20 protein-coding genes are annotated in these 16,382 nt (G+C 70.9%); 15 read left to right on the top strand and 5 right to left on the bottom strand.

Annotated features, from left to right (window positions below; all coding sequences use genetic code 11):
- The first annotated feature begins 77 nt into the window (after positions 1–77).
- Complete coding sequence (locus tag AC1RN5_RS06545) at positions 78–434, top strand: DUF1428 domain-containing protein (protein WP_493040444.1); 357 nt, start codon at positions 78–80, stop codon at positions 432–434.
- Here the strand turns inward: AC1RN5_RS06545 and AC1RN5_RS06550 are convergent.
- Positions 431–1,036, bottom strand: coding sequence for an MORN repeat-containing protein (locus AC1RN5_RS06550; RefSeq protein WP_493040445.1), 606 nt, complete (start codon positions 1,034–1,036; stop codon positions 431–433). The two genes, AC1RN5_RS06545 and AC1RN5_RS06550, sit on opposite strands and share 4 nt — an antisense overlap.
- A 1-nt stretch (position 1,037) precedes the next feature.
- Positions 1,038–1,439 (bottom strand): hypothetical protein, encoded by a 402-nt coding sequence (locus AC1RN5_RS06555; protein WP_493040446.1) that lies wholly within the window; start codon positions 1,437–1,439, stop codon positions 1,038–1,040.
- A gap of 120 nt (positions 1,440–1,559) precedes the next feature.
- Between AC1RN5_RS06555 and AC1RN5_RS06560 the strand changes: the two genes are divergently transcribed.
- From AC1RN5_RS06560 to AC1RN5_RS06575, 4 genes are all read left to right on the top strand, one after another.
- Positions 1,560–2,303 (top strand): TetR/AcrR family transcriptional regulator, encoded by a 744-nt coding sequence (locus AC1RN5_RS06560; protein ID WP_493040447.1) that lies wholly within the window; start codon positions 1,560–1,562, stop codon positions 2,301–2,303.
- Positions 2,303–2,656, top strand: a complete 354-nt coding sequence (locus AC1RN5_RS06565) for a nitroreductase family protein (protein ID WP_493040448.1) — start codon at positions 2,303–2,305, stop codon at positions 2,654–2,656. The genes AC1RN5_RS06560 and AC1RN5_RS06565 overlap by 1 nt, the downstream gene beginning before the upstream one ends.
- A gap of 15 nt (positions 2,657–2,671) precedes the next feature.
- Entirely contained in the window at positions 2,672–2,977 is a 306-nt protein-coding gene (locus tag AC1RN5_RS06570) for a nitroreductase family protein (RefSeq protein ID WP_493041473.1), read from the top strand.
- A gap of 63 nt (positions 2,978–3,040) precedes the next feature.
- Positions 3,041–3,832, top strand: coding sequence for a methyltransferase domain-containing protein (locus AC1RN5_RS06575; RefSeq protein WP_493040449.1), 792 nt, complete (start codon positions 3,041–3,043; stop codon positions 3,830–3,832).
- Between the two features lie 13 nt (positions 3,833–3,845).
- Here AC1RN5_RS06575 and AC1RN5_RS06580 read toward each other — a convergent pair whose 3' ends face one another.
- Positions 3,846–4,460, bottom strand: a complete 615-nt coding sequence (locus AC1RN5_RS06580) for a hypothetical protein (RefSeq protein ID WP_493040450.1) — start codon at positions 4,458–4,460, stop codon at positions 3,846–3,848.
- 196 nt (positions 4,461–4,656) lie between these two features.
- Here AC1RN5_RS06580 and AC1RN5_RS06585 point away from each other — a divergent pair, with 196 nt between their 5' ends.
- Genes AC1RN5_RS06585 through AC1RN5_RS06595 form a run of 3 tightly spaced genes read left to right on the top strand, consistent with a single transcriptional unit; the run spans position 4,657 to position 6,382 of the window.
- Positions 4,657–5,604 carry a hypothetical protein gene (locus AC1RN5_RS06585; protein WP_493040451.1) on the top strand — a complete coding sequence of 316 codons (948 nt, stop codon included), beginning with the start codon at positions 4,657–4,659 and terminating at the stop codon, positions 5,602–5,604.
- Positions 5,604–5,915, top strand: a complete 312-nt coding sequence (locus AC1RN5_RS06590) for a hypothetical protein (RefSeq protein ID WP_493040452.1) — start codon at positions 5,604–5,606, stop codon at positions 5,913–5,915. The genes AC1RN5_RS06585 and AC1RN5_RS06590 overlap by 1 nt, the downstream gene beginning before the upstream one ends.
- Positions 5,916–5,959: 44 nt before the next feature.
- Positions 5,960–6,382 (top strand): DUF805 domain-containing protein, encoded by a 423-nt coding sequence (locus AC1RN5_RS06595; protein ID WP_493040453.1) that lies wholly within the window; start codon positions 5,960–5,962, stop codon positions 6,380–6,382.
- Between the two features lie 48 nt (positions 6,383–6,430).
- Here AC1RN5_RS06595 and AC1RN5_RS06600 read toward each other — a convergent pair whose 3' ends face one another.
- Positions 6,431–6,949: a hypothetical protein gene (locus AC1RN5_RS06600; protein WP_493040454.1), complete on the bottom strand. Its 519-nt coding sequence runs from the start codon at positions 6,947–6,949 to the stop codon at positions 6,431–6,433.
- Between the two features lie 115 nt (positions 6,950–7,064).
- On the opposite strand from AC1RN5_RS06600, the gene AC1RN5_RS06605 reads away from it, so the two are divergent.
- The 4 genes from AC1RN5_RS06605 (at position 7,065) to AC1RN5_RS06620 (ending at position 11,475) form a co-directional block, all read left to right on the top strand.
- Entirely contained in the window at positions 7,065–7,463 is a 399-nt protein-coding gene (locus tag AC1RN5_RS06605) for a DUF4087 domain-containing protein (RefSeq protein WP_493040455.1), read from the top strand.
- A gap of 122 nt (positions 7,464–7,585) precedes the next feature.
- Positions 7,586–8,755 carry a hypothetical protein gene (locus tag AC1RN5_RS06610; RefSeq protein ID WP_493040456.1) on the top strand — a complete coding sequence of 390 codons (1,170 nt, stop codon included), beginning with the start codon at positions 7,586–7,588 and terminating at the stop codon, positions 8,753–8,755.
- Positions 8,752–9,921 carry a hypothetical protein gene (locus AC1RN5_RS06615; protein ID WP_493040457.1) on the top strand — a complete coding sequence of 390 codons (1,170 nt, stop codon included), beginning with the start codon at positions 8,752–8,754 and terminating at the stop codon, positions 9,919–9,921. Before AC1RN5_RS06610 ends, AC1RN5_RS06615 begins: the two co-directional genes overlap by 4 nt.
- A gap of 3 nt (positions 9,922–9,924) precedes the next feature.
- Positions 9,925–11,475, top strand: a complete 1,551-nt coding sequence (locus AC1RN5_RS06620) for a hypothetical protein (protein ID WP_493040458.1) — start codon at positions 9,925–9,927, stop codon at positions 11,473–11,475.
- A gap of 30 nt (positions 11,476–11,505) precedes the next feature.
- On the opposite strand, the gene AC1RN5_RS06625 is transcribed toward AC1RN5_RS06620, so the two are convergent.
- Positions 11,506–12,408: a LysR substrate-binding domain-containing protein gene (locus AC1RN5_RS06625; RefSeq protein WP_493040459.1), complete on the bottom strand. Its 903-nt coding sequence runs from the start codon at positions 12,406–12,408 to the stop codon at positions 11,506–11,508.
- Positions 12,409–12,606: 198 nt separating this feature from the next.
- Between AC1RN5_RS06625 and AC1RN5_RS06630 the strand changes: the two genes are divergently transcribed.
- The 3 genes from AC1RN5_RS06630 to AC1RN5_RS06640 all read left to right on the top strand — a co-directional run bounded on the left by AC1RN5_RS06630 (position 12,607) and on the right by AC1RN5_RS06640 (position 16,340).
- Positions 12,607–13,662, top strand: coding sequence for a tetratricopeptide repeat protein (locus AC1RN5_RS06630; RefSeq protein ID WP_493040460.1), 1,056 nt, complete (start codon positions 12,607–12,609; stop codon positions 13,660–13,662).
- Positions 13,659–15,104 (top strand): class I adenylate-forming enzyme family protein, encoded by a 1,446-nt coding sequence (locus AC1RN5_RS06635; protein WP_493040461.1) that lies wholly within the window; start codon positions 13,659–13,661, stop codon positions 15,102–15,104. The genes AC1RN5_RS06630 and AC1RN5_RS06635 overlap by 4 nt, the downstream gene beginning before the upstream one ends.
- A 72-nt stretch (positions 15,105–15,176) precedes the next feature.
- Entirely contained in the window at positions 15,177–16,340 is a 1,164-nt protein-coding gene (locus tag AC1RN5_RS06640) for an MFS transporter (RefSeq protein WP_493040462.1), read from the top strand.
- The last annotated feature ends 42 nt before the right edge of the window (positions 16,341–16,382 follow it).

Consider the following 16,382-nt stretch of genomic DNA (forward strand, 5'->3'; position numbering starts at 1 on the left):
CCAGTTTGCACGGCCTTGTGTCGGATCGCGGCCCCGTCCTTCGTCCTGGGATCAGGGAAACAGAACAGGAGGCTTCCATGCCCTATGTCGACGGCTTCATCCTCGCGGTCCCCAAGGCCAAGATCGAGGACTACAAGGCCATGGCCCGCCTGGGCGCGGAGGTCTGGAAGGATCTCGGCGCGCTCGCCTATGTCGAGTGCATCGGCGACGACGTGCCCCATGGCGAACTGACCTCGTTTCCCCGCGCCGTCCAGGCCACCGACGACGAGGTCGTGATCTTCTCCTGGATCGTCTACGAGAGCCGCGAGGCGCGAGACGAGATCAACGCCAAGGTCATGAGCGACCCGCGCATGAAGCACTATGATCCGACCAACACGCCCTTCGACGGCAAGCGGATGATCTACGGCGGCTTCCAGCCCTTCATCCAGGCCTAGAACCCGAAGGGCGACCCATCGGGATTCAGCACCTTCGGCTGCTGGAAGGGGACATAGGCCAGGCGCGCCGGTCGCGACGAGCCGCCTCGGTGATAGGCCTTACCCTCGCCGTTCAGCGGCCCGATATATTCCCAGTCGCCCTGATGATAGCGGCCCTCGCCGCGCGCCTCGCCGCGAGCGTAGACGGCGTTGAAGCGCGACCCGTCGCCATAGGTCCACTCGCCGGGCCCCTCGGCCAGACCGTCCTTCCAGTTGACCGAGAGCTGGTCGAAATTGGCGGCGTAATAGACCCCGTGCCCGTTGCGGGCGCCCCCGCTCACCCCGCCGTCGTACTTGGCGGCGAAGCGGTTGTTGCGGGAATAGACGATCACGCCCTGGCCCTCGGCCATGCCGTCCACGCACCGCCCGCTCCAGCGCACGGTGAGGGCCGGATCGGGGCGCGTGTTGTAGATGGCGCACTTGCTGAGAGGGTCCACGATCCAGTGCGGATCCCTGGCATAGTCGAGGTAGCGCGCGCCCTGCGGCTTGGGCTGGGCCGGAACCTGGGCCTGGGCGGTCCCCGCCAGCAGGACCAGGCCGATCGCCATCATCGCGACCCTCATCTCAAGCCCTTCCGTCATCGCCGACGCAGACCGGGAAGCCGGCCGCCTCGCCGCGGCGGCGCAGGCGAACCGTGCCCAGGCGCTTGCTCTTCAGCACCAGCGTCTCCCCCACGAAGCGGCCGGTGAACACCTCGCCGGTGGCGGTCACCGTGAAGCTCAGGCCACGGGCGTTCACCTTGGCGGCGTGCGCGGCCAGGGGCGGCAGGGGCGCGCCCTCCGCCGTCTGCACGACGATCCGGGGGCTCATCCCCTCGGGGCGTACGAACACCCGCATGCCCCGCGCGTCCCCCGTCTCCTGGGACAGGCAGATATTGGACCAGGTCTCCGCCCCCCGCAGGTCCCAGGACCCGGCCTGGGCCGGACCGGCAAGGAGGGCCAAGGCCAGGATGAGGGTTCGTCGCATGGTTCGCCTCCTCAGCGGGCCAGCCTCTCAGAGGCGCCGCCGTCGCGGCACTGGCGAAAATTGGGCCGTCCTTGACTCGAAAAGAGAAAGAGAAACATCATTCTCTTATTGGAGATCCGAATGGGCCAGGCGCGGTCGACATCGACGCAGGACGGGGAGGGCGAGGCTGTCGCGCGCTTTTCCGGCGACCACGGCGTCGAGGCCCCGCCCCGCCAGGCCCGCAGCCGCGAGACCCTCCGCGCCCTGCTGGCCGCCGCCGAGGCCCTGTTCGACGAGGTGGGCTTCCACGCCTCCACGGTCCCGGAGATCTGCCGCCGGGCGGAGTCCTCCACCGGGGCCTTCTACAAGCGCTTCCGCGACAAGGACGAGCTGCTGGCGGTGCTGTTCGCCGACCTGCTGGCCGACGTACGCGCCCGCCTCGACGCCTGCCTCAACCCCGCCGCCGTCGCCGCCCAGGACCTCGCGCCCCTGGTCGCCTCCGTCGTCCACGCCCTGGCGCAGGCCTATCGCGGCCGGGCGGGAACGGCCCGCGCCCTGATCCTGGTGGGGGAGCAGCGCCCGGAGTTCCAGGCCCTGTCGCGCCAGACCCACGCCGAACTGCTGGTCCAGGTCGCCCAGGCCCTGGCCGCCAAGCGGGCCCATTTCAGCCACGCCAATCCCCGCCTGGCCGCCGAGTTCGTCTCCCGTCAGCTCACCGCCGTCTTCCAGCAGCAGGTGCTGACGGGCGGCTTCGACCCCCAGTCCCAGCTCCCCGGCTGGCCCGCCCTGGAGCAGGAGCTGGTCCGTGCGGTCTGCGCCTATCTGGGCCTGCGCGTCCCGCGTCCGCCGGCCCCGCCGCAACAGCTCTCCTTGGACCTGGGCTGATGGAGGTCGCCGAGGCCCTGGCCACCCGCATCACCTGCCGCGCCTTCCGCGACGCCCCGGTTCCGCGGGCGACGGTGGAGACCATCCTGACGGCGGCGTCACGCGCCCCCTCCGGCGGCAACCTCCAGCCCTGGCGGGTCTGGGCGCTCCGCGGCGACGACCTCGCGGCCCTGCGGCACGCCATCAAGGCCCGCATCGCCTCAGGCGCCCTCTCCGACGGCCAGACCGAGTACAACATCTACCCGCCGGACATGGGCCCGCCCTTCAGCGACCGGAAGTTCGCCGCCGGAGCGGCCATGTACGCCGCCCTCGGCGTGGCCCACGCCGACCTGGCCGGCCAGATGGCGCAGTAGGTCGCCAATTTCGAGCTGTTCGGCGCCCCGGTCGGCCTGGTCTTCGCCATCGACCGGTCCCTGCAGCAGGGCCAGTGGGCGGACCTGGGCATGTACATGCAGTCGGTCATGCCGCTGGCCCGCGAGCACGGCCTGCACACCGCGGCCATGGAGTCCTGGGCGCTCTGGCACGCCACCATCCGCCAGGTCCTGGGCATCCCCGACGAGCTGATGATCTTCTGCGCCATGGCGCTGGGCCACATGGATGAGGCCGCCCCCATCAACCGCGTCCGCACCGCCCGCGCCCCCCTGGCCGAGTTCGCCGTCCTGCGCGGGTTCTGAGCGCGCCTGGGCGGCCGGCGCGGCGCGGTGTAGCTCTTGCCGTCCCACGCCCTGGAGAAGCCCGTGGCCCAACTGACCTTCGATGCGGCCGCCGCCAAGGCGCTGGAGGCGATCTACCTGACCCCCGACGTCATCGCCCAGCGTGCCCGGGTGCTCGACCTGTTGGCGCCCCAGCCGGGGGAACGGGTGCTGGACGTGGGCGTCGGCCCCGGCCTGCTGGCCTATGACCTCGCCCGCTTGGTGGGAGAGGGGGGAACCATGGTGGGCCTGGACCTGTCGCCGGCCATGGTCGCGGCGTCGGCCGAGCGCCTGGCGGCCTTTCCCCAGGCCCAGGTCCGCCAGGCCGACGCCACCGCGCTCGGCGGTCGCGACGCGGCCTTCGACGCGGTGGTCTCTACCCAGGTCTACGAGTACGTCGCCGACATGCCTACCGCCCTGGCGGAGTTGCATCGCGTCCTGGTCCCCGGCGGCAGGGTCCTGATCCTCGACACCGACTGGCGCAGTATCGTCTGGCATTCCTCCGACGAGGCCCGCATGGCCCGGGTCCTGGCCTGCTGGGACGCCCACCTGGCCGATCCCCACCTGCCGGCCCGCCTGGGGCCCCTGCTGCGGGCCTCCGGCTTCACGGTGCGCCGGGTGGAGATCCTGCCCATGCTCTCGCCCCGCTGGCAGCCGGTCAGCTATGCCGGCGCCATGATGCGCACCATCGCCAATTTCGTCCGCGCCAACGCCGAGCGCGCCGGCCTTGTCCCCGAGGAGATCGAGGCCTGGTGGGCCGACCAGCAGGCCCTGATCGCCCGCGACGAGTTCTTCTTCAGCCTCAACCGCTACGCCTTCCTGGCCACCCGCGCCTGAAGCGGGCCGACCCCTAGTCCGGCGCCCGGGGCTCGGCGCCCGCCGGCTCGGCGCGCAGGCGGTTGCGGAACTCGTCCAGGCGGCTGCGATATCCCTCGGCGTCGCCGTATTCCAGGAACTCATAGTAGCGCCGGTGCGGATCGGAGACCTTCAGGGCGTGCTTGATGGGGCACCAGTACTGCTCGGTGCGGCTGGACACCTCCCGGACATAGGCCACCAGGCCGTTGGCGTAGGCGCAGAAGCTGCAGTTCAGGGCCTCGATGACGTTGAGATAGGACAGCCGCCCGCGGTCCATGGCGATGTAGTCGCGGCGTTTGACCCGGGGAATGCCATAGGCCCGGAAGCATATGGCCTGGTAGGCGCTGACCCAGGCGTCGACGATGAGCAGGGGGATGATCAGCGAATAGATCACCGGCGCCGTCAGCACCACGGCCGGGGAGGCCCCGCCGAGGAACCTGCGCAGACCCAGGCGCAGGCGGCGATGCTCCAGGGTTATGCCGTGCTCGAACTGCCCGATCTGTTCCTTGAGCTTCCAGCCCAGGGCCTTGCGGCGCGCCTCGATCTCCCGGTCGAGGTCGCCCTGGAGGCGGACGATCTCCTCGGCGAGATCCTTCATGTGCTGGGTCATGGGCGGGGGGCGGCTCCTGGAGGGACCGCCACCCTAGCCTAAATGCTCAAGGTTTGGGGCGCGACCGACAGCGGCCATCCCAGCGGGAGCAAACAGGCGCGGCAACCTGAAGTCGACGCCGCCGCGGGCTTGATGTAGCGTCACCATGGGGAGGATCGACATGGACTCAGATCCGCGCGCCGGAAGGGCGCATTCAATGCGTCCGCCAGGCGTCCTGGCGCGCCTGCTGCGCGGCGCCCTCGCCGGCGCCCTGGTGGCGGCGCTCGCCGGCTGCGCCTCGTTCTCGGGATCGGCCGAGCCGGTGGTCTCGCTGAAGACCCGCCTGGACGCGGTCAAGGCGCTGCCGGAGGCCGACGCCCTGGCCGCCTTCGCCTCGGGCGACGACGAGGACCGCGGCGGCCTGGATCCGAAGAGCTACCGGGACTATGTGGCCGGCGTCTATGTGCGCGCCGCCGACGCCCAGTACCTGGCCTTCCGCACCAACCTCTCGCGGGAGACCAAGGGCGCCGGCTTCGGGTCCAGCACGGCGATCCTGGTGATGAACGGGGCGGCCATCGTCTCCGGCGTCGAGGGCGCCCGGGCCCTGGCCACGGCGGCCGCGGTGACCAGCGGAACCTACTCGGCCCTCAGCAAGGAGGTCTTCCAGGACAAGACCCTCCAGGCCCTGCTGGCGGCCATGGACAGTCGCCGCGCCACGGCGAAGATCGCCCTGCAGAAGGGCCTGCAGCAGCCCGCCAATGTCTACACCCTGCGCGACGCCTTCGACGCCATCTACGACCTCGAGCGCCAGGCCAGCCTCGACGTCGCCGTGCAGCAGCTCACCACCCTGGCCACCGCGGACGCCGCGGCCCAGGAGAAGGCGCTGAAGTCCCTCTACCAGGCGCCCATCCTGACCCAGGCCGCCGTGGACCGGCTGGCCGCCATCCTCGACTATGTGGACGCGCTCGCCGCCTCCAATCAGCGGGCGGACCTCGACATGCTCAATGCGATCGCCGCCGCGCCGGGGATCGAGGTGGGGGTCGGGGACACGCCGGGGAAGACCCGCAACAACATCGTGGTCTGGCTGAACGACCCCGCCCAGACGGCGGACATCGACGCGGTCATCGCCAAGCTCAAGCCCGTGACCAAGAAGGATACCTACTGATGGCGGACGTCAGGGTGGTGGGGGCGTCGAAGGATCTCGACCTGGCGCTGCTGAATACCTGGATTGGCCAGCGGGAGCGCCTGATGGGCCCGGTGGTGGGGGTCGGCGCGGGCCAGACCCCGGAGGGCCAGCCGGAGACGGCGGTATCCCTGGACCTCGACCAGCCCCGCCCGAAGAAGAACTTCGCCAAGGTGAAGCTGAAGGTCGGCGGCGCGGCCGTGGTCGCCCCCGACCAGGTGTTGGTCTGCGAAGGCCAGGCCTATGTCAGCGGCGCGCTCAGCGAGGTCTTCCTGGTCCGCAAGAAGAGCTAGGCGCGGTCGGCCGCGCCCCGACGGGCGCTTGAAGGAGACGAGCGATGAACTGGATGATCCTGCCGCTGAAGCGGACCTTCGATTTCGGCGGACGCTCCCGCCGAAAGGAGTTCTGGATGTTCGTCCTCTTCTGCGTCCTGGTGGGCGTCGGGGCGGGGATCCTCGACCTGATGCTGGGCTATGGCGCCTCTGGCGCCCATGCCGGCGGCGGTGGCTACGAGGCCTGGGTGGAGACGCGTGGCCCGGTGGGGGTGATCAGTTCGCTGCTGCTGATTGTTCCCCAGCTCGCGGTGTCCGTCCGGCGGCTGCACGACATCAACCGCACCGGCTGGTGGCTGCTGCTGTTGCTGCTTCCCTTGGTCGGCTGGCTCGTCCTGCTGGTCTTCTATGTCACCGAGGGCACGCGCGGTGAGAACCGCTTCGGGCCGGATCCCAAGCCAGCCCCGCAGACGGCGGAAGCGCCCTGAACGGGCGGCGTCCGGACCTGTTTCAGGCGGCCGGCGCCGTACCCTGGCTCAGAGCTTCCCGAACGCCACGCCCCGCCAGCCCCAGCCGCCCGCGTGGACGGCCTTGATCAGCGGGCCTTTGATCTCGCCGGTGCTGAAGCTGTATTCGTAGATCTTGCCGAAGGAGAGGTCCTCCTCCCGGAAGGCGTAGACCGCCTCGTAGCTCTTCTCCCACTTGCGGCCGCGCGACGCGCTGGCGGCGGCCGAGAGGGTCGGCACGCCCGCGCGCCATTCCACCTCCCACTCCTCGTCGACGGCCCGCACCTCGCCCTTGGCCTCGTCGAACTTCATCCGCACCTTGAACACCCGCTTGATGCCGGCCTTGGCGAAGATCTCGATCCACTTGGCGTCGACGATCCGCCACTCCGCCACCAGGTCGCAATGCTCCTTCTTCGTGGCCTCGCGGATCTTGAAGGGGGCGGTGGGGCGGTTCACGGCCATCAGCCGCTTGCGGAGCTTGGCCACGGGCTCCCGCGCCACGCCGCTCGGCGCCGGCTTGGCGCCGCTCAACCAGTCCAGGATGCTCATCGCGGCCTCTCCGTGGGACGCGCTGTCCAGGGCGCGAGTCCTTGACACCATGGCACGATCCCCCGTCAGGTGGCTCCTATTCCTGGTCGGTGACCACAGTTGGAAGGACCGCCAGATGACCCACCGCAACCGTCTTGCCCGCGCCGCCGCGATCGTCGCCGTGCTCCTGCCCCTGGCGGCCGGCGCGCCGAGTCAGGCCGCGGCCAAGAAGCCCGCCGGCGAGCTGCGCTGCGGCTGGCTGCAGAACCCGTCGCCGGGCAACTGGTGGCTGTTCGACAACGCCGGCGAGTGGACCGTGGGCACGCAGGGCGGCTTCCAGGCCCGCGGCCTGGACAACGTTCCCGACCTCACCGAGCGCAACTGGGTCGTCACCAACGGCTCATCCTACGGCTATGGCTGCGTCTGCATGCGCGTCGAGACCGACGCCAAGCAGCGCCGCATCACCCGCATCCACAGCGTCACCCAGAAGCCCATCAAGGTCTGCCGCTCCGACAGGAAGCTCCCCAAGCAGTAGGGGCCGGCCTCATAATCGCGGCGAGGGCGGTGGGTCTCCCAAGTTGAGCTTGACACATTCGACACGTGGGCGACGAGTAGGCGTCGCCCCGTTCCGGGCGCCGTCCGTGCGGAGGGCCGAACATGCCACTCGTGTTCGTTCATGGCGTCGCGACCCGGCCCAAGCCGGAATATCTGGCCGAGGTCGCGCAGCGTAGCGCGCTGTTCAAGAGTCTGGTGCTGCACAAGGACGCCGTCGTGCTCAACCCCGACTGGGGAAGTCATGCGGTGAAGTTCACCGAGACCTTGCCGTGGCTGCCCAATCCGTCGGGAAATCAGGCCTATGGCGCGGGCGCCCTGGCCGGATCGGGGGGCGAGATCGGACTGTCGGCCATGGCCCAGGCCGATGCGGCCCAGGCCGTCGACCTGGCGATCGCCGGCGTTCTCGAACAGGCGATCGTCGAGGCGGGCAGGGCGCAGGACCCCGACCTCGCCGCGGGCCGCAATGTCGCCCTGGCCAAGGCCGCCGCCCTCTATCTGGACCAGCACGCGCCGGATGAGACGCCCGCGGGCGTCGACGCCCTGGCCGGGGACAGCGACGCGGCGTTCGCGGAGGCCTTGGACCTCCAGCTGAACATGATGCCCGGAATCGAGGCCTATGGCGGGATCGGCGACGCGATCAAGAGCGGCCTGGACGCCGTCGGCGGGTGGCTCGGAAACGGCGCCAGCGATCTGGCCCTGAAGGCCAAGCGGCGGGACCTCAGCAAGGGGGTGGCCTTCTTCCTGGGCGACATCTTCGTCTATCTGCGTCAGCGCGAGGTGGCGGGGGGCGAGGGGGTCCAGGCGCGCCTGTTCAAGCCCATCCTGGATGACCTCATCGCCGCCTTCCACGCGCCGCGCCAGCCCAAGGAGCCCTTCGTGGTGGTGGGCCACAGCCTGGGGGGCGTGCTGCTCTACGATCTGCTGACCGACCTCGACTGCCTGGCCCGCCTGGCCGCCGAGGCTCCGGGCTTCAAGATCGATCTGCTGGCCACCGTGGGGTCGCAGCCGGGGTTCTTCGCCGACCTGAAGCTCTATTCGGGAAAACCCCTGACCGGAACGCTCCTCGCCAGGCCCCCCGGCGTCGCCGCCTGGCACAACGTCTATGACTTCACCGACGTCTTCTCCTTCCTGGCCGCCCCGGCCTTCGCCGGCGTGCAGGACTTCGGCTACGACACGGCGGTGGACGTGCTGGCCGCCCACACCGCCTATTTCAAGCGCCCGTCCTTCTATCAGCGCATGCGCAAGCGCCTGCAGGGCCTGGGCTATTCGTGACCCGGGTCTTCGAAGCGCCCGTCGCCGGCGGAGGGGTCCGCGTCCTGATCCTGGGCGCCGGAACCTATCCCAACGCCCGGGTCGCCCAGCCCCGCGTGCCGACCCTCCCCGACGTCTCCAGCGCCGCCAAGAGCGCGCTCGACCTGGCCCTGCGGGTCCTGGGCCCCTGGAAGGGTCTGTTCGAGCGGCCCCTGGCCAGCGTCGACCTGCTGGTCAACGCGCCGGGCTCCCCCGACGGCGTCAGCTTCACCCCACCCGGCCAGGCGGCCCTGACGCTGGCCGCCCCGACGCTTGCGAACATCAAGGCCGCCCGCACCCGGTGGCTGGCCGGCGCGGAGAAGGACGACATCCTGCTGTTCTACTGCTGCGGGCATGGCATCTGGCTGCCCTCGATCAGCCGCACCTTCCTGGCGGCGGATTTCGGGGCCGATCCCGAAGACCCCTGGCCGAACGCGGTGGCCCTGGACGACTTCCGCTTCAACCTTGGGGAACGCAAGCCGCGCAGGCAGTGGGTGATCTTCGATTGCTGCGCCAATACCCCCACGGCGGCCTTGAGAGCCCTGGCCGCGCGCCCCGATCCGCTGCTGGTGGGGGATGCCGGAGGGCGTCAGCAGGCCGAGGATCAGTACGGGGCGCTGTCGCAGGTGACGCTCGCCTCCTCGACCCCGGGCGCCCAGGCCTTCGGCAAGGATCAGCGCGCCTCGCGCTTCATGGAGGCCTTCCTGGAGGCCTGTGACGGCGCCGCCTTCGTGACCCAGGACGCCGATGGCAAATGGTGGGTGGACCAGCAGAGCCTGGAGCGGGCCATCGCCACCTATGCGGTGCGCGTCGCGCCGAGCGCCGACCAGACCTATTTCACCTTTCCGCGGGTCAGCCAGACCGACGCCAACGACATTCCGCGCCTGCTCAAGCGGGACCAGACGGCGCCATGCACCCTGCTGGTGCGCTCCGACCCGCCGGTCCGCCTGACCCAGGCGGAGCTGACCATCACCTGTCCGCCCTCCGTCGCGGTGGTGGGACGGCAGGTTCCGGGCCCGGCGGCCCTGGCCCGCTTCCGCCAGCAGGTCGCGCCCTGGACCACCTATACGGTCGAGGCCGTCTTCCCGGAGGGGCCACGGGTGATCCAGAGGCTGGCCCTGCCGCCCCTGGCCGAGGCGGTGTTCTGAGCCATGGCGACGCTCACCATCACCGCCGCGGGCGATCTGGGTCCCCTCAGCCTGAGGGTGGTGAGCGCCGGCGGCCGGCTGGTCGAACCGCCGCCGCCGCCGCTGTCCTCCGCCCAGCGGCGGGTGAGCGTCCCCGGCCTCGCGGAGGGGACCTTCGTGGTCATCGGCACGCGGCCCTCGGGCCAGACCCTGACCCGGGAGGTGGCGGTCGGGCCCGATGGCGGCGAGGCGACCTTCAGCGTGGAGGGCCAATCGCCCAACGAATTCCTGAACCAGGCGATGCAGCGTGGCCTGGTGCCCCCTCTGATCGACGATCTGGCCCGGCAGGATCACCGGGAGGCCGCCCGAACCCAGATGAGCGTTCGGGTGGGGGCTTCGGGCGACGCCGGACGGGCGCTTCGGGCGATCGGCGACAAGCTTGTCGAGCCCGAGCTCGAGGCGGCCGTCGAGGCGGTTTCGCCGGAAGGGTTCGAGATCGGCTCGGTGGCGCCGGCCGAGGCCGCGGCGCCGCCTGGCAGCGCGCTCTTCAAGTCCCTGTCGGTGTCCGGCGCTCCGCAGGCCGCCGCCAGCCAGGTTTTTCGCCTTCGCCGCTGGACCTGGGCCGACGGCCGGTGGCGGGCGGACAGCAAGGTCTCGGGCGCATCGGCGCGGCCACACTGGGTCGATTGGGGCGCCGGCTATGTCAGGTTGCGGCTCTCGGCCGGCTCCGGCCCGAACGGCGGAAACGTGCAGGCCTTCGGGTTGCTGGACGACACGGGATATGGCCCGATCGTCGTCGCGCCGCCCTTCCGGGACGGCCTGGACATCACCTTCCTGGCCGACGGACTGACCGCGGAAGGCGCCGCCGAGCGGGTCGACAACCCCTCCTCGGTGCGGGTTCCGGTGGCGGTCGCCCTGCCGCTCAATCCGATGGCCGCCGACCTGTTGGGGGGCGTCACCGCCGCGGGCCTGCCCGGGGCCGAGCAGATCTGGAGCGGCCAGGCCGACATCGGCGATGTGGACAACGCCTTCGACCTCCTCTTCCACAAATATGCCGACCCGGCCGCGGCGGTCCTCGGCGCCCACTATCTGGTGCGGTTCACCCCCAAGCGCATTCCGGTGCAATGGATGCACAACCTGATGAACCTGCTGCCGAATGTGGCGGACGGGCCGACGCTCCTGGCCTGGCGCTACATCACGGCGGGGGGCAAGCAGGGCGCCAAGGTCACGCGCCGCGAAATTCGCGACATCCTGCGCGAGGCGTCCCGCCGGCCGGTGTGCTATTTCGCCCGCAGCCGATCCCTGCTGAGCCAGGGCATGCGCCTCTATGGGCCCTGGACCCGTAACCGCAGGCTGGAGCGCGGCGGCGCGCGGCCTCCGCGCACCGGCGACTTCCTCGACGTGGCGGCCGACGCCGGCGGGTTGGAGGCCTTCTGGGGCGCCAGTCCCAACATGCCCTGGCGCCGTGAGCGGCCGATCACCTGGTCGACGCCGCCGCTCTTCGAGGTGCGCCTGCGCAACGGACTGTTCTGGCGGGACGACGAGGCCGGTCAGTCCTTGATCTCGGTGGTCTAGTTACCGCGCCCTGGGCGGCGTGGCCGCGGCTCACACCAGACCCCGGGCGCCTTCCGGCTCCGGCGTCTTCGCCCCCTCGGCCTTCAGCCAGGCCCGGAACTGGTCCAGCGCCCGGCTGCTGACGCCCGGCGCGGCTAGCAGGGCGAAGCCGCTCTGGGCGGGGATGAACCCGAAGGGCGCCGTCAGCCGGCCGCTCCTCACATAGTCCGCCACCAGCGGCCAGGGCATCACCGCCACCCCCAGGCCCGCGATGGCGGCGTCCAGGGCGAAGTGCAGGTGGGCGAAGGGCTGCTCCGGCGCCTGCGGCAGCTCCAGTCCCGCCAGGGCCGCCCAGATGGCCCAGCCCTGCGGATGGGTCTGGGCGACCAGACGCGGCGCCCGCAGCGCGTCGGGGAACCGCTCCGCCAGACCCGGCGACATCACCGCCCCCAGGTGGCTGGGCATGAAGGCCGTGGCCAGCGGATCGGCGAACCGGCTGGTGGGGACCAGCCGCACCACGGCGTCGGCGCCGCGCTGGGCGGTGGCCTGGGGCGCCAGCTCCGTCAGATGCAGGCGCACGCCGGGATGGGCCTCGGTGAAGCGCGACAGCCGCGGGATCAGCCACTTCACCGAGATGCTGGCGTTGACCGCGATGTGCAGGTCCTCCGACCCGCCGCGCGCCTGGCGCACGGCGCCGGCGATCTGGTCGAAGGCGGCGGTGAGCGCCGGCGCGAGGGCCGCCCCGGCCGCCGTCAGCTCCAGCCGGTGCTTGGGGCCGGTGAACAGGCGCACCCCGAGGCTCGCCTCCAGGGCCTTCACCTGACGGCTCACCGCCGAGTGGGTGACGTGCAGCTCCTCCGCCGCCAAGGTCGCCCGTCCGGTCCGCGCCATGGCCTCGAAGGCCCGCAAGGCGTTCAGCGAGGGTAGGGGGCCGGATGTGAGGTTTTCGAACATGCTGCTGTCTTATGTGCGGTTTAGGCGTTCATCAAGACTCTGAGACGGCCAGGCGCGGCCCTGCAGCTTGCTCAAAACGAGTGAGATACATCCGACGGGTGGTCTCGCCGGGCGCCCACCTCGTCTAGGGTCGCGCCGACCTTGTCCTCCCCCGCAGTATCCTCACCGCGACCGAGCCGTCGCCCCAGTTGCGTACCCATGACCTCCGAAATCCTCGTCCCCGCCCCATGCCCAGATGTCGGCATCGAGACGATCTTTGACCGGGCGCAGGCCCACTTCGCCCATGGGCGGCTGGCCGCGGCGGAGGCCGACTGCCGGGCCCTGCTGGCCCGGCGCCCGGCGAGTCCCTCGGGGCGATACCTTCTGGCCCAGGTCGTGCTCGCCCAGGGTCGGCAGGACGAGGGGCTCGAGCTCTACGAGGCGCGGATCGATCTGCTGGCGGCCCGGGGCGTGTCGGCCGATCCCGAGCTGGGCTATCCGCGCTGGAGCGGTGAGCCGCCGGCGGGAAAGCGCATCCTCATCTGGCCCGAGCAGGGTTTCGGCGACCAGATCCAGTTCGCGCGCTACATCCCGGCCCTGGTGGAGATGGGCGCCCGCGTCACCCTGATGGCCCCGCCGGAGCTGGCAGGCCTGCTGGGAGGACTTGGCGCGACCGTCATCGCCATCACCCAGGGCGTCCATATCCCGCCCCATGATCTCTGGGTCTATCACGGGTCGTTGCCTTGGCTGTTGGCGGGCGCTCCGGCCCCTGTGCCCTATCTGCCGGCGCGGCGGCCCGCGCGCCCGAGCGGCCGTATCGGCGTGGTCTGGCAAGGCGATCCCACCCACCCGAACGACCGCAACCGCTCCTTCGGGCCGGGTGTGTTCCGGCCCCTCCTGGCGCTTGGCCTGCATCCGATCGCACTGGCGCCCCAGCACAGCGGCGCCCGGGACTTCGAGGCCACGGCGCGGATCATCGACCAGCTCGACGCCGTGGTGACCGTGGACACCGCCGTCGCCCACCTGGCCGGGGCGATGGGCCGACCGGTCCACGTGGCCCTGCCGTTCCTGCGCACCGATTGGCGCTGGATGCGGAGCCGATCCGACACCGCCCTGTATCCCAGCATGAAGCTGCACCGGCAGGGGCCCGACCTCGACTGGGACCCGGTGGTCGCGGCGATCGCGAGGGACCTGGTCTCGGTGGGCCCCGCGGAGGCGCGCGCCGCCCCTGAGCCGTCCGGACCCGTCCGCGCCTCGATGGCGGGCGCCCTGTGACCTCTTCGCCCTACGACAACGTGCTTCACTGGGCGGCGGTGGCGGGCGACCGGATCGCCATCGTCGAGGGCGCCGTCAGCCACACCTACGGCGCCGTCGCCCTGCAGCTGCGGCGGTTCTCCACCTTCCTGCGCCGGTCTGGCGTGCGGGAGGGGATGGTCGTCGGCGTGGAATGCGAAAGCCGCCGCCTGGCCCTGCTGGTGATGCTGGCCTGCGAGTCCCTGGGCGCGGCCCATCTGCCGCTGGGCGTCGCGGACCTGGCTCCGGACTCGCCCCTGGCGGGCCGCTGCGACCTGATCTGCGCTCAGCACGTCCCCGCGGCCGAAGGTCTGCCTCCGATCCTCGCCCTCACCCAGGAGACCCTGGTGGCCATCCTGAGCCTGGACCTCGAGGTGGGGGAGGGCGCGCCGGCCCCTCGCCGCTTCGGACCGGAGACCGCTGTGCGCATTTCCAGGACATCTGGAACCACCGGCGCCGGCAAGTTCATGATCAAGCGGCGAAGATACTACGACGAAGCCATGCCGAGCTATGACTGGTGTCTGAAGCCGGTCGACGGCGACCACACCTATCTTTGCTTCTACAGCCCCTCGGTTGGCGGGGTCTTCTTCGACCTGGTCCGGGCGCTGAGGTCTGGCAACAGGATCGTCTTCGCCACGGGTCTGTCGGACATTCTTGGCCTGGAGGACCTGGGTTCCGCCTACGCCTTCCTTCTCCTGCGGGACGCCGAGACCTTGGCGGGCGCCTGTCGCGACCTCGGCCGAAACCTCGGGCTCCACTATATCGACATCACCGGAGCGGCCATTCCGCGGGCCCTGTACGCCTTGTTCGAGGCCCATCTCACGCCCGACGTCTGCAACGTCTATTCCAGCAACGAGGCCGGCTGCATCGCGGCCATGCGGTCGGGGGTAGGCCGGGTGTGCCCGGGCGTCGAGATCCGCATCGTCGATGACGCCGGCGCGCCGGTGGCGCCGGGCCAGGTGGGCCGCATCCTGGTGCGCGGCCCCATGGTGATCTCCGGCTACCTCTGGGACGAGGCCCTCAACGCCGAGTCCTTCGACGACGGGTGGCTGCGCATGAGCGACCTCGGCCGGGTTCCGGAACCCGGCGGGCTGGAGGTGCTGGGCCGGGTCGACGACATGCTCAACATCGGCGGCGAGAAGATCGCCCCCTATCCCATCGAGCAGCGTCTGCGGGCCATCGAGGGCGTGTCCGACGCGGTGGTGCTGCGGATCGAGAACGACAACGGCGTGGGCCGTCTGTGCGTCGTGCTCGAGCGGCCCGAGGGGAGCGACGACGGCCGGCTGCGCGAGGCGGCCGCCCAGGTCATGGCCGCCCATACCCGAAGCTTCGCCCTGCGCCTGGAGGCCGCCTTCCGCCGCACGGAAACCGGCAAGGTGCGCCGCAACCTGCTGCAGCCCGCCCCGCAGACCGCCCCCCGATGATGTGAGATTATCGAACATAGCGGATCAAAGATGTCGGTTTCCGTCAGGCCTTGATCGGGGCAGAAGCTGGGGATGGCGCAACCCCACCCGTCACAGACCGTGGTCATGCTGGCCCTGGGAGTCGGCCAGACCATCGCCTTCGCCTCCAGCTTCTACCTGCTGGGCGTCCTGGGCGACGACATCGCGACCGACCTGACCCTCGCCCCGACCTTCGTCTTCAGCCTGATGTCCGTGGCCCTGGCCGCCAGCGCGCTCACCGCCCCGGCGGTCGGACGCTGGGTGGACCGCCGGGGCGGCAAGGTCGTGCTGCTGATCTCCAACCTGGTGTTCGCCACGGGCCTTGGCCTGGTGGGCCTGGCGCAGGGCCCGGTCCTCCTCACCCTCGGCATGATCGTCCTGGGCCTGGCCATGGCGCTCGGCCTCTACGGCACGCCCTTCGCCATCCTGGTGGCCCTGTACGGGGATCGGGCGCGGCGCGCCATCACCGGCGTCGCGCTGATCGGCGGCCTGGGCTCCAGCCTCGGCTTCCCCGCCACCCACGCGCTCGCCCAGCAGTTCGGCTGGCAGGGCGCCTGCTTCGCCTGGGCGGGCCTGCATCTGCTCGTCTGCCTGCCGCTGGGCGCCTTCCTCATTCCGCGACTGCTTGAGGGCCACATGTCGGCCGATGTCGGCGATCTCGCGCCGGTGGTCTGGGACCGCCGGATGATCCAGTTATCGGTTCTATTCGCCGGGGCCTGGTTCCTCTCCACCTGCATGAGCAACCACCTGCCGCGCCTCTTGGTGGCCTTTGGTCTCTCCGCGACCGTCGCCATGTCCACCGCCGCCCTGGTGGGGGTCGCCGCCGTCGCCGTCCGGGCCCTGGAGTTCGCCGTCCTGCGGCGCTTCCCGCCCCTGATGGCCACCCGCGCCGCCACCCTGATGCACCCCCTGGGCGCCGCCGCCCTGCTCGCCTTCGGCAAGGCCGCCGCCCCGGCGATGGCCCTGGGGCAGGGGGCGGGCAATGGGATGCTCACCGTGGCCAAGGGCGTCCTGCCGCTCAGCATCTGGGGATCCGGCGGCTACGCCTACCGCTCGGCCCTGCTGGGACGGCCCGCCCAGATCGCCCAGATCGGCGGCCCGGCCCTGTACGGCCTGGCCCTGGATCGATCCCCGACCCTCGCCCTGCTGGGCGGCGCCACCCTCTGCCTGGTCATGTTCGCCATGACCTTCGGCCTGAATAAGGAGCCCGTGACATGACCCTTCTCGACGCTGCGCTTGCTCACCCCCGCCCCGACGCCT

It is taken from the genome of Phenylobacterium sp. GW821-FHT12F10 (genome assembly GCF_058806695.1).